The organism is Bacteroides sp. RTP21281st1_H5_RTP21281_210402 (assembly GCF_040918965.1).
GTDB classification, from domain to species: domain Bacteria; phylum Bacteroidota; class Bacteroidia; order Bacteroidales; family Bacteroidaceae; genus Bacteroides; species Bacteroides congonensis.
Window position 1 is genome coordinate 88,941 of sequence record NZ_JBCOWR010000003.1, and the last position, 13,455, is coordinate 102,395.

The 13,455-nt window shown below is 42.3% G+C and carries 9 protein-coding genes and 2 tRNA genes; 6 read left to right on the top strand and 5 right to left on the bottom strand.

What is annotated here, in order from left to right; all coding sequences use genetic code 11:
* Positions 1-2: 2 nt before the first annotated feature.
* Positions 3-1,133, bottom strand: a complete 1,131-nt coding sequence (tgt, locus tag AB5443_RS05960; protein ID WP_044655520.1) for a tRNA guanosine(34) transglycosylase Tgt — start codon at positions 1,131-1,133, stop codon at positions 3-5.
* Positions 1,130-3,598, bottom strand: coding sequence for an endopeptidase La (gene lon / locus AB5443_RS05965; protein WP_368113467.1), 2,469 nt, complete (start codon positions 3,596-3,598; stop codon positions 1,130-1,132). Before lon ends, tgt begins: the two co-directional genes overlap by 4 nt.
* 216 nt (positions 3,599-3,814) lie before the next feature.
* Between lon and AB5443_RS05970 the strand changes: the two genes are divergently transcribed.
* Entirely contained in the window at positions 3,815-4,525 is a 711-nt protein-coding gene (locus AB5443_RS05970; RefSeq protein WP_277135734.1) for a tRNA1(Val) (adenine(37)-N6)-methyltransferase, read from the top strand.
* Between the two features lie 23 nt (positions 4,526-4,548).
* On the opposite strand, the gene AB5443_RS05975 is transcribed toward AB5443_RS05970, so the two are convergent.
* Positions 4,549-4,743, bottom strand: coding sequence for a hypothetical protein (locus AB5443_RS05975; protein WP_022137493.1), 195 nt, complete (start codon positions 4,741-4,743; stop codon positions 4,549-4,551).
* 303 nt (positions 4,744-5,046) lie between these two features.
* Here AB5443_RS05975 and AB5443_RS05980 point away from each other — a divergent pair.
* Positions 5,047-5,121, top strand: a tRNA-Pro gene (locus AB5443_RS05980).
* A gap of 35 nt (positions 5,122-5,156) precedes the next feature.
* Positions 5,157-5,231 (top strand) — tRNA-Pro (locus AB5443_RS05985).
* Between the two features lie 170 nt (positions 5,232-5,401).
* On the opposite strand, the gene AB5443_RS05990 is transcribed toward AB5443_RS05985, so the two are convergent.
* Positions 5,402-6,679 (bottom strand): PAS domain-containing sensor histidine kinase, encoded by a 1,278-nt coding sequence (locus AB5443_RS05990; protein ID WP_277135588.1) that lies wholly within the window; start codon positions 6,677-6,679, stop codon positions 5,402-5,404.
* Positions 6,676-8,052: a sigma-54 dependent transcriptional regulator gene (locus AB5443_RS05995; protein ID WP_024987026.1), complete on the bottom strand. Its 1,377-nt coding sequence runs from the start codon at positions 8,050-8,052 to the stop codon at positions 6,676-6,678. The genes AB5443_RS05990 and AB5443_RS05995 overlap by 4 nt, the downstream gene beginning before the upstream one ends.
* A 207-nt stretch (positions 8,053-8,259) precedes the next feature.
* Here AB5443_RS05995 and AB5443_RS06000 point away from each other — a divergent pair, with 207 nt between their 5' ends.
* From AB5443_RS06000 to AB5443_RS06010, 3 genes are read left to right on the top strand one after another with little or no spacing between them, the layout of a single operon-like run.
* The gene (locus AB5443_RS06000) at positions 8,260-9,732 is read left to right on the top strand and encodes a TolC family protein (protein WP_073345421.1); all 1,473 of its coding nucleotides are present in this window, start codon (positions 8,260-8,262) and stop codon (positions 9,730-9,732) included.
* 52 nt (positions 9,733-9,784) lie between these two features.
* Entirely contained in the window at positions 9,785-11,035 is a 1,251-nt protein-coding gene (locus tag AB5443_RS06005) for an efflux RND transporter periplasmic adaptor subunit (RefSeq protein WP_368113468.1), read from the top strand.
* A 21-nt stretch (positions 11,036-11,056) separates the two neighbouring features.
* Positions 11,057-13,453 carry an ABC transporter permease gene (locus AB5443_RS06010; protein WP_277135586.1) on the top strand — a complete coding sequence of 799 codons (2,397 nt, stop codon included), beginning with the start codon at positions 11,057-11,059 and terminating at the stop codon, positions 13,451-13,453.
* Positions 13,454-13,455: the final 2 nt, after the last annotated feature.

Below are 13,455 nucleotides of genomic sequence, written 5' to 3' on the forward strand. Positions count from 1 at the left end.
CTTTATAATCTAGTTGATACTCTTTTGACCATCATCGGCTTCCAGGTTGAGAAATCTCCTGCAATGATATGTTTTCGTGCTTCACCTGCCAGCCATAGATAAAAGGCAAGATTATGTATAGAAGCGATTTGCATTGCCAATAATTCTTGTGCATGGAAAAGATGGCGCAAATAGGCTTTGCTGTATAATGTGTCTACGCAGGAAGCTCCATCTGCTTCGATGGGAGAGAAGTCCATTTCCCATTTCTTGTTTCGCATGTTGATGATACCGTCTTTGGTGAACAACATGCCATTTCGTCCGTTTCGTGTAGGCATTACGCAGTCGAACATATCCACTCCACGCTCGATTCCTTCAAGAATATTGACGGGAGTGCCTACTCCCATTAGATAGCGAGGCTTGTCTTTGGGAAGAATCTCATTGACAATCTCGATCATTTCATACATTTTGTCTACCGGTTCACCTACCGCCAAACCGCCGATAGCATTGCCATCTGCTCCTTTGGAAGCGACAAACTCAGCCGATTGCTTGCGTAAATCGGGATATACGCATCCTTGAACGATGGGGAAAAGCGACTGATTGTAGCCATATTTAGGTTCCGTTTCATTAAAACGTTTTATACAACGGTCGAGCCACCTGTGTGTCAATCCCAATGACTTTTTGGCATATGCATAGTCCGAGTCTCCCGGAGGACACTCGTCGAAAGCCATCATGATGTCGGCGCCAATCGTACGTTCGATGTCCATCACTTTTTCCGGAGTAAAGATGTGTTTACTGCCATCAATGTGTGAACGGAACTCGGCACCTTCTTCACGGAGCTTTCGGATTCCGGCTAATGAGAATACCTGGAACCCGCCACTGTCGGTCAGCATAGGACGGTCGAAACCGTTGAAGCGATGCAGTCCGCCTGCCTTCTCAATCACTTCCAGTCCCGGGCGCAAATAAAGATGATAGGTATTGCCCAGAATAATCTGTGCCTGAATATCTTCTTTCAGCTCTGTCATATGTACTCCCTTGACAGTGCCCAGTGTGCCTACCGGCATGAATATAGGTGTCTGTATCTGCCCGTGGTCAGTGGTTATCAGACCGGCACGGGCATTACTTTTGGTGTCTGTATATTGTAAGTCAAATGTCATTCCCGGCTAGCTTTCTTTACAGATAAATCAATGGCATCCGCAACCTTTTCATTTGTCAGTGCGATGGCGAATACTTCTTTAATGTCGTTTACATAGTGGAAAGTCAGTCCTTTCAAATAGAGAACCTGAATTTCGTCTATGTTCTTTTTATTCTCGGCACTCATGATGATTTCCTTGATTCCGGCACGTTTGGCAGCCAGAATCTTCTCCTTGATACCCCCGACCGGAAGCACTTTGCCACGAAGCGTGATTTCTCCTGTCATGGCAAGATTAGCTTTCACTTTCCGTTGTGTCAGGGCAGAAGCCAAAGAAGTAGCCATAGTGATACCTGCGGATGGGCCGTCCTTAGGAATTGCTCCTTCGGGTACGTGAATATGGATATTCCAGTTGTCAAAGATTTCTTCATCCAGGTTCAGGATAGAAGCATGCGCCTTGATATACTCAAGTGCCAGCATGGCAGATTCTTTCATGACATCTCCCAGATTACCGGTCAATGTAAGGCGTCCGCCTTTGCCACGGCTCAAACTCGTTTCTACGAAAAGAATTTCACCACCTACGGCTGTCCATGCCAATCCGGTAACTACACCGGCATATTCATTTCCCTGATACTTGTCACGTGTATATTCCGGTGCTCCCAAGAAATCGTACAAGTCGGCAGGTTTGATTTCCGTCTTGGCGAAATAGCCGTCGGTTGCGTATTGACGAGCCGATTTACGGAGAATCTTACCGATTTTCTTTTCCAGTTCACGGACGCCGCTTTCGCGGGTATATGATTCAATGATAGCTTCCAGCGTGTCTTTAGGAAGTTTGATGTCTGTCTTTTTGAGTCCGTTGGCTTCCAGTTCTTTGGGTACCAGATGCTTGCGGGCAATCTCGATCTTTTCTTCCGTGATATAACCGCTTACTTCAATCAATTCCATACGGTCGAGCAACGGGCCGGGGATTGTATTCAGATTGTTGGCTGTTGCAATAAATAGTACTTTTGAAAGATCATAGTCTACATCCAGAAAATTATCATGGAAAGATGTATTCTGTTCCGGATCAAGAACTTCCAATAATGCAGAAGAAGGATCTCCTTGACGGTCGGCGCTGACTTTGTCTATCTCATCCAGAATAAATACCGGATTGGAAGCGCCTGCTTTTATCAGGCTCTTGATAATTCGTCCCGGCATAGCACCTATATATGTTTTGCGGTGACCACGGATCTCAGCTTCATCATGTACGCCACCTAAAGACATACGTACATATTTACGTTTGAGTGCGGACGCGATAGACTTTCCGAGAGATGTTTTACCGACTCCGGGAGGGCCGTACAAGCAGATAATAGGTGATTTCATATCATCCTTCAATTTCAGTACAGCCAAATGTTCCAGAATGCGTTCTTTCACCTTTTCCAGTCCATAGTGGTCTTTATTCAACGTCTTTTCTGCATTTTTGAGGTTCAGATTGTCGGTTGTGTAAACGCCCCACGGAAGGTTGAGCATTGTTTGCAGATAATTAAGCTGTACGCTGTAATCCGGCGATTGCGGATGGGTGCGTTCCAGTTTCGCCAGTTCCTTCATGAAAGTTTCTCTGACTTCCGCATTCCAGCGCATTCTTTCTGCTTTTTGGCGCATTTCTTCTATTTCCTGCTCCTGGCCGCCACCACCCAATTCATCCTGGATAGTTTTTATTTGCTGTTGCAGGAAATATTCACGTTGTTGCTGGTCAATGTCTTCACGGGCACGCATCTGGATGGATGCCTTGATTTCAGCCAACTGTACTTCACGATTCAGGATTTCCAATAAGTGATAAGTACGTTCGCGTAATGAATTGATGCTTAATAAATCAATCTTCTCATCTTTCTTGAATGGTAGATTCGAGCAGATGAAGTTAATCAGAAACATCGAGCTATTAATATTTTTAATAGCAAATGCCGAATCCTGATGCATTGCATCCGATGATTTGATATAACGCATCGTCAAGTCCTTGCATGTTTCTACCAGTGCCTGGAATTCTTTATCAGTGTTATTCGGAATTTCTTCTTCCAGAAGTTCTATTTCGCCTTTCAAATATGGATGCGTATCGGTAATACTTTTCAGTCTCAAACGCTTCATTCCCTGAAGAATGACAGTGGTTGTCTGATCCGGCATTTCCAATACCCGCACAATACGCCCTACAGTACCGATATTATGTAAATCTTCCAGTTTAGGATCTTCCGTATGCGCTGATCTCTGGCATACTACTGCAATATCTTTATGTTTTTTCTCGGCGTCACGTATGAGCTTCAGAGAGGACTTGCGCCCCACTGTGACAGGCAGGAATACTCCGGGAAACAACACCATATTACGAAGGGGAAGAACCGGAAGAATTTCACCAGATTTAATATTTACATCGAATGCATTCTCATCGTTACCATCATAGTCAGTAATTAACGAGAAACCGTTGTTATCACCTACATCTTCCAATAAGTATCTTTCTTTCATCTTTTCGTTTTAATTTAGTTTATGTCATACAAATATGCATAAATCGTTTGCAAAGTTAATTGATTCTCTCTAATAATAAAGCACAGCTTGGAATAAAAACACAAAAACAATGCCAAAATATGGGACGATTGAAGAAGTATTCCATAATAATTATTTATTTTTGGCGGTTTCCAATAAAATAGTAGAATAAAACAGGTTTAAAAATAAGCGGATAAAATGTCGAATCCTTATTTTCAATTTAAGCAGTTTACAGTGTGGCATGATAAGTGTGCTATGAAGGTGGGCACGGATGGGGTGCTTTTGGGGGCATGGACTTCTGTGCGGAACGCACATAAGATTCTGGATGTCGGGACAGGGACGGGATTGGTTGCATTGATGTTGGCTCAACGTAGTCTGCCGGATGCGGATATTATAGCATTGGAAATAGATAAAGCCGCTGCCGGACAGGCCGGGGAGAATGTAGCCCGCTCTCCTTGGAAGGAGCGGATAGAGGTAGTGCAGGCTGATTTCAGGAACTATCAATCTTCGGACAAGTTTGACGTGATTGTTTCTAATCCCCCGTATTTCGTTGATTCATTGGAGTGTCTGGATCAGCAGAGGAATGCAGCCCGGCATAATGATTCTCTGACCTATGAAGAATTATTGGAAGGGGTGGCCGGATTATTGGCGGAAGATGGGGCTTTTACGATTGTAATTCCGACAGATGTAGCTGATAGGGTGAAGATGATAGCTACAGCGAAGAATTTATATGCAGTCCGGCAGCTAAATGTGATAACTAAGCCTGGCGGCATTCCTAAACGTACCCTGATTACTTTTACTTTTTCTAATCAGGAATGTGTTGTCGAAGAATTGTTGACGGAATTAGCCCGCCATCAATATAGTGAGGAATATATAGCATTGACGCGGGAGTATTATTTGAATATGTAAATATAAAGGAGTAGAGGATGAATTCATCCTCTACTATCCAAGCTGTTTATATCAGGGTTTAATTCCCTTACAGCCTCTTTTACTTCTTTATTAGTTGGATTACGATTAGTTTCTACCTGTTGTACTGGTACAATCTCATTCACCATTCTTTCATATCCTTTTTGTTCTAACAAATGAACTTCTTTTTCATTGGTTTCTTTTTGTTTTTTTGTTTTCATATGACTTTTCTTTTTTAGTTTCTACTTTGAAAACAGAAAACAGTGAAAGTTGGTTCATTCTACCAAAATATATTTTCAGTTAATTCATCTCAATAAACGCCATAGTATCTATACTTTGACTGGTAGACCAGTACTTTGCAGAAGGACTTCTGGTTTCTGTCAGGAAAAAAGTTGAAATGCAAACAGATGAAATTCAGACTATTGGGAAATAATAAATAAAAAACATTCGTTTAGCTATTGTTAATTAAAAAATACTCCCTATCTTTGCACCGCTTTTGAAAAGAACAACCCTTCAAAAAGTAGCGGGGTGTAGCGCAGTCCGGTTAGCGCACCTGCTTTGGGAGCAGGGGGTCGTGGGTTCGAATCCCGCTACCCCGACTACAAAGAAAGAAGGAGTTCAGTTAAAAGTTTTTCGGGGTGTAGCGCAGTCCGGTTAGCGCACCTGCTTTGGGAGCAGGGGGTCGTGGGTTCGAATCCCGCTACCCCGACGAAAAAGATAAAGTAAGTAATTTTGAGCTGATACAGTTTGTACCAGCTTTTTTTATTTGTATATTTTAAGAGAGCTAGCCCCCTGCTCCCAAGGCAGGTGCGTTAACTCTCTCTATCTTAATGAAGAATCGCAATTTATACAAAACAGTTGCAAAATTGCAATAACCCATTATTTAGGAAAGGTGAGAATGAATCTACTCCCTTTGCCTGATTCTGATTTTACATTGATGCTTCCTTCATGCAAAGTCATAATTTGCTTGCATAAGCTGAGTCCGATACCCGAACCGGTTGTTTTGGTACTAAAGAAAGGTACAAATATCTTGTCCAGAACATCCGGTAAAATGCCTTCTCCATTGTCGGATACTGTCATAATCTTATTGTTGGCAGGTGAAGTGATTATTGTTATCCGAATGTTTTTATCTGCTTGCTTTCCACACGCCTCGCGGGCATTTTTCAATAAATTAATGAGGACTTGTTCTATTTGTGCCCGGTCTATATACAAGTTTAGTTCTGATAAAGGAGTTTCAAAATGAATGTATTCTTCCGGGAATAACTTCTTTAAATCCATGAATAGTTCTGCAATAGAAACTTTGGTGCGGACAGGAGCGGGGATTCGTGTCAGGCGACGGTAGTTTTCTACAAATTCTAATAACCCTTTGCTTCTTCTGTGAATAGTTTGCATGGCTTGCAGGATAATGGAGTATTCTTTTTCTCCAAGCTGTTCGGGTATTCCTCTTTCACTTAGTGTTTCGGAAAGAGAAATAATCGGTGTGATGGAATTCATGATTTCATGAGTCAGTACACGTATCAGCTTTTGCCAGGCTTCCATTTCATTTCGTTCCAGTACGGAATGGATATTTTTCAGGCTGATTATTTGTTGCTCTTTTCCTTGTGTCGCAAACTTGGTGCAAGAAATGGCCATTTCCAGGACAGTGCTGTTTTGTTCGATACGGATAATTGGAATATTATTAGTCGCAGAAGCGATTAGTAATGCTTCCGGTAATTGTGAGATTTGTCCTAAATGGGTGACGGCCGCCTGATTCATCCATTCTACATGTCCGGATCTGTCGGCAACAAGTACGGCTGTGTCTACCTTGTTCAATAAGTTTTCGTAATATTGGTGCTTTATTTCCTCAGCCAACAGTTTTCCCCGAAAGTCTTTCAGGCTTTCCGAAAGTTCTTCTGTCCACTCATTCATTATTTTATTCTTGAAAGGCGGGTGGAAGGCTTGCGTCATGTCATTATACCGGAGTCCGTCTGTCAGCCGTCGCAACAAATTAATTTGTTTAAACTGCATACGATAGAGGTGTACACCGGTAGTTATCAACAGTAGGATGCAGATAGTGGTGCTGAACCATAACTGTTTTTGAAACAGCAGGCAGCTTCCGATAGAAAGCAGCATTATAAATAAGATGTGTAAGAACACTCTGATTGCATATCGTTTCATAAGCCTAGTTTTTCAAGTTTACGATATAAGGCAAAGCGGGTTATGCCCAAATATTCGGCGGCACGGGAAATATTTCCCTCGCTAAGTTTCATTGCTTTTTCAATGGTCTGGCGTTCCAGTTGTTCCAAATTTAATATCGTTTCTTCTTCCTTCCTTTGTTTAGGAGCGGCATGGAACAGAAAGTTTTCAGGTTTTAATAAAGAGCCGTCTCCTAATATGACAGCGCGTTCTATCGTATGCTGCAATTCCCGCACATTTCCGGGCCAGGCATACTTTAATAGTTTGTTTTTGGCTTCCCGGGTCAGGCCGCGCATATCCTTTTTGTATTTACGTGCATACCGTTGCAGGAAGTGTTCGGCCAGTAGAATAATATCATTACCACGTTCGCGGAGCGGCGGGATATGTATTTCAATGGTATTGATACGATAGAGCAAGTCCTGCCGGAAGTTTCCTTCATCCACTAATTGGCGAATATCCGCATTTGTGGCACAAATCAGGCGGACGTCAATAGGAACGGCTTGTGTACTGCCTAAACGGTTGATTTGTCGCTTTTCGATAGCAGTCAATAGTTTCGATTGCATGGGAAGTGAAAGATTGCCGATTTCATCCAAAAACAGAGTTCCGTTGGTGGCAACTTCCATTCGCCCGGCTTTTGATTTTTTAGCGTCGGTGAAAGCCCCTTTTTCAAATCCGAATAGTTCGCTTTCGAACAATTGTTCGGGGATACTTCCCAAGTCAATGGTGACAAAAGGCTTGCCGTATCGGGGGGAACAGCGATATAAGAAATGAGCAATCACGTCTTTTCCTGTTCCGTTTTCTCCTAGAATCAGGATATTGGCATCTGTACAACTTAGTTTGTTTATTGTAGTGAAAACTTCCTGCATGGCAGGAGATTCTCCGATAATGTCTCCTTCCGATGTGTTTTGACCGCTAAGTACTTCTATCTGCTCTTTTAAGATATTCACTTCTCGTTGTGACTGGCGCAACCGCATTCCGGAAGTGAGTGTGGCCAGTAGTTTTTCTTTTTTCCACGGTTTGGGAATAAAATCTGTTGCGCCGGCTTTGATAGCCCGCACTGCTTTGTCTGTATCTGCATAGGCGGTCATAAAGATAACAATAGCCTGCGGGTCAATTTGCAGTATTTGCTCCAAGCTCTCAAATCCTTCCTGACCACTAATAGCGTCACGGCTGAAATTCATATCCAATAAGATAAGATCGGGTTGAAAAGTAGTCATGAAATGTTCGATTCGGTCAGGAGTGGTGGCTACCTTTATTTTCTCCGCATAAGGTTCCAATAACAGGTTGAGGGCGAAAAGGACATCTTCGTTATCGTCTACTATAAGTATTTTCCCCAGTTTACTTGCTTCTTTCATTTCTTTTGCTGAATAGATTTATTGCTTTTCTTTATTACATCGGCAAAGATATGGATAATAATCATGTGTTGTATGTGCGATTGCGCACTAGTTTTGTGCGTATTTGCACGCTGATAATAGAAGAGGGATAAACGTATCTGTTTGAAGTATAGTAATTTATATAAATGGCACAGGTTTTGAATAATAAATTAATAAATATAACGAAGGATGAACCTGAAATTAATCTGCATAAGCATTGGAATCCTGTCAACGGAATTATCGTCTGCCCAAAATCAGACAATGGAGCTGTCACTGGAGCAGACCGTAAGAATAGCGCGCTTGGAATCTCCCGACGCGCAAACGGCACGCCATAGTTTTCGTTCTGCTTATTGGAATTATAAATATTATCGTGCCAATTATTTACCGACTTTGAGTTTGACATCCGATCCTAATTTGAACCGTGCCATTAATAAGATAACAATGGGTGACGGTTCGGTTAAGTTTGTCGAGCAGAACTTATTGAATACTGACCTGACTTTGAATCTTTCACAAAACGTATCCTGGACAGGAGGTTCCTTGTTTCTCGAAACATCTGCCCAACGTATGGACTTGTTCAGCGAGCATAAATATTCATGGCAGACTTCACCTGTTATGATAGGCTATCGGCAGTCACTTTTTGGCTATAATAGTCTGAAATGGGATAAACGTATAGAACCCGTACGTTATCAGGAGGCTAAGAAAAGTTATGTGGAGACGTTGGAACTTGTTTCAGCCAGTGCGATTAATAAATTCTTTGCTTTAGCTACCGCCCAAAGCAATTACGACATAGCGTCGTTCAATTATGCGAATGCAGATACACTTTACCACTATGCCCAAGGGCGCTATAATATAGGTACGATAACAGAAAATGAGATGCTGCAACTGGAACTTAATCGTCTGACAGAAGAAACGAACCGTATGAATGCCCGCATTGAAATGGATAACTGTATGCAGGAGCTTCGTTCATATCTGGGTATTCAGGAAGACAAGGAAATTCGTGTACGTGTCAGTTCCCGGGTGCCGGATTTCAGCATCAATCTGAATGAGGCGCTGGCACTGGCGTATGAAAATAGTCCTGACATACAGACGATGAAGCGACGAAAGCTGGAAAGTGAAAGCGCTGTTGCGAGAGCCCGTGCCAATGCCGGTTTGAAGGCGGATATTTATCTCCGTTTCGGACTGACACAGACGGCGGACAAATTACCGGAAGCCTATCGGAACCTTTTAGACCAGCAATATGTAAGTTTAAGTATCTCCCTGCCGATTTTAGACTGGGGACGGGGAAAAGGTCAGGTACGGGTAGCCCGTTCTAACCGTGATCTGGTTTATACGCAGGTGGAACAAAGCAGGACGGATTTTGAACTGAATGTCCGCAAACTGGTGAAGCAGTTTAATCTGCAAACGCAACGTGTCCGTATCGCTGCCCGCACAGATGAAACTGCCCGACGGAGGAATGAAGTTGCCCGTAAACTTTATATATTGGGAAAATCGACCATTCTTGATTTGAACGCTTCTATTTCAGAAAAAGATAGCGCACGCCGTAATTACGTATCGGCTTTATATAACTATTGGAGTTTATATTATACACTTCGTAGTATGACGCTATATGATTTTGAGAGAAACAGGTTGCTGACGGAGGATTATAATCTTCTCGTCGAATAGGGTTGAATGATTTTCTTGTAATTGATATGAATATAAAAAACTATATGACCTCATGGATATAAAATTAGAAAAGAAGCCGTGGTACATTCGTTATAGATATTATCTGATAGGGGGACTTTTGTTTCTCTCCTTTCTGATTTATGTAATCATCCTTTCATCAGGTCCCAGAAAACTACGTGTTGATGTCGGGAATATCCAGATAGCGGAAGTGGTAGATGCTGACTTCATGGAATATGTAGATGTGGAAGGATTGGTTCAACCCATATTGACTATCAAGGTCAATACCCGCGAAGCGGGAAGTGTAGAAAAGATAGTGGGGGAAGAAGGCAGTTTGCTTCAGCAAGGTGATACGATTCTTGTTCTTTCCAATCCGGACTTGCTTCGTAACATCGAAGACCAGCGTGACGAATGGGAAAAGCAAATGATTACCTATCAGGAGCAGGAGATTGAAATGGAGCAAAAGAGTCTGAATCTGAAACAGCAGGCTCTGACAAATAATTATGAGCTTGAACGTCTGAAAAAAAGCATTGCCCTTGACCGTGAAGAGTATCAGATGGGGGTAAAGAGCAAGGCTCAACTGCAAGTGGCTGAAGATGAGTATAATTACAAACAGAAAAATGCTGCTTTGCAACAAGAGAGCCTGCGGCATGATTCTGCTGTAACAATGATTCGTAAAGAGTTGATTCGTAACGACCGGGAAAGGGAACGGAAGAAATATGAACGCGCTCATGAACGCTTGAATAATTTGGTGGTAACAGCTCCGATAAAAGGACAGCTTAGCTTTGTAAAGGTTACTCCCGGGCAACAAGTCTCTTCCGGTGAAAGCATAGCTGAAATAAAGGTGCTTGACCAATATAAGATCCATACTTCGCTCAGTGAATATTATATTGACCGGATTACCACCGGATTGCCTGCCACTATCAATTATCAGGGAAAGAAATACCCGTTGAAAATAACGAAAGTAGTCCCCGAAGTGAATGACCGTATGTTTGATGTCGATCTTGTTTTTACAGGTGATATGCCTGATAACGTAAGAGTGGGCAAGAGTTTTCGTGTGCAGATAGAATTGGGGCAACCGGAACAGGCGCTTGTTATCCCACGCGGTAATTTCTATCAGGCTACGGGAGGACAATGGATTTATAAGGTGAATGCTTCAAAAACAAAAGCTGTCCGCATTCCTTTATCTATCGGCCGCCAAAATCCGCAGCAGTATGAAATTACAGAAGGTTTGCAGCCCGGAGATTGGGTAATTACGACGGGATATGATACCTTTGGCGATGCGGAAGAATTGATATTGGATTAAAGAGTTAACAGTAAAAACATTATGATAAAACATTATTTGAAAGTTGCATTCAGAAACCTGTTGAAATACAAGACACAAAATATAATCTCTATCATCGGTCTTGCGGTAGGATTGCTATGTTTCTGCATATGTATGTATTGCAGCCGTTTTGTTGAAACGACCAACCATTGTTTCAGTAATTACACCCGCATTGCGGAACTGAGTCTTTATGATTACCAGACCGATACTTATTTTTCCGGTACACAGGTAGCCTTGTCCGAAGAACTCCGTACATGGGGAATGGGAGAGGTAGAAGCAATCTCCTGTATGGCATATTCCCGTGAACGTTCTTTTCTTGCCGGGATTTCAGAAGAGAAATCACTGCCTTATGAACTTGAGACGATAGAGATAGATACGTTATATAATAAGGTATTCACTCCCCGGATACTGGCGGGAAATTGGGAGACGGCCAGCCGGACGCCTAATGCTGTTATTTTGAGTGAGTCTACCGCCATAAAGATATTCGGTAAGATTGAAACTGCTATCGGCAAACATCTGACGTTGATGAGACGGCTCCACACTTCGCCTGAAAGTACTCCGAAAACAGGAGGTATTGTGTACACTGTCCAGGCAGTAATGGAGGATATTCCGTTGAACAATGGTTTCAGCTTTATGACACATACTGATGCTATGGTGTTAAATGATAGCGAAGGACTTTTTCAAAGCCCGAAGCGTCATGACATGACAGGAGCCTTAACGTATGTCCTGCTTTCTCCTCATGCGGATATAGCCGCACTGGAACAACAATTTTCGAAGCGCAATTATAGTTATACCATGTATAATCAGGCATATTCGGTTGTAGCGAATTACATTGGCGACCGGAGTCAAAAAAAAGGCGCTTTTGTCCTGGGGTGGGCGACCGGAATAGTCGGTACATTAATACTGCTGGTCGGACTTGTCAATTTCTTCCATTTTCTTATCGGTTCTTTTCTCAATCGCACTAAGGAATACAGTATTATGAAAATGGCCGGATGTAATTGGAGTCAACAATTCTGTCTGCTGTTTGTACAGTCACTGATTGTCATAGTTGCTTCTTCCTTTCTGGTTGTATGGGGAATAGAGTTGATTGGCGACAGGATGGATTTTTCCCTGTCGGGTATTACGATGACTTTTCCTCCTGCTGTCCTTTTGAAACACGCTTTGCAATATATCATTTTTCTCATTCTGCTTTGTGCTGTCATCTGTATGTTTGTATCTGTCCGTATCCGCAGGATTTCAATACAGGACGGAATGCATGGGGGCAACAAGCGTTGCGGAAAACAATGGGGACGTAACTTTATGTTAGGTATTCAGTTCTTTATCTGCTGGATATTTGTATCATTCACCGTTGCGTTATTCTTGCAATCGGAAACAACAACCAAAACACTGTTCCATACATTAAGCCAGAAAGAGAAAGAGGCAATTCTGAGTATCCCGCTAGATTATCCGTTCATGAAAAACGAAGAAAAGCTGGACATGGTAGAACGTTTCAAACAACATGCAGGGGTGAAGGATATTCTGTTGTCAGATATTGCTTATACGCAGGGAGTGTCCGGCAATCTGCTGATGACCGAAAAAGGGAATGATAACTCCTGGACTGATATTGATATTATGTGTGTGCCGCTGAACTTCTTTACTTTTATGAATATTCCGGTAAAGGAAGGTAGGACTATCCTGACAAAACAGGATCTTGTCATGGATGAGGTATGGCAGAACAAGCAAAAGAAGAATGTGATCGGGATGAATTTCTATGACCAGAACAATGATTATACTGTATGCGGAGTTTGTGCCCCTTTTCAGACCGATATTCATAATCATAGCGGCGGTTACGCTTTTATACTCTATGATCCATCCGTATATGTAGGACATTGTTATGTGAAATGCTATCCTCAGCAACAAAAGGAAGTAGTGAAGTGGATTGAAAGGATCCGTCAGGAGATGTTGCCGGAAAATATTCCTTGTCAGGTACGCACATTTCAGGATGACCTTTATGAGATGCAGGCTATGGAATATATCCTGAAAGATATTATTTTGTTTTTCGCAATGGTCAGTATCATTATTACATTATTGGGCGTATATTCCAGCGTTACTCTCGACACCGAACGCAGGCAGAAAGAAGTTGCTGTCCGTAAGGTAAATGGAGCCGGAATCAGGCATATAATCTGGTTATTTGCCCGTTTGTATATAGCTTTGTTGGTGGTTACTGCCATTATATCCTTTCCGTTGGTGTACATGGTGTTACAGTGGTGGAAACAAATATATACAGTATTCTTTAACTGCGGATGCTGGTTTTGGACAGGAATTTTTCTGTCTGTTGCCATGGTAACGGCATTGACTATCTGGTTTCGTATCATGAGGATTGCAAGAATCAATCCGGTGGAGTCTATCAAGAATGAATAAAA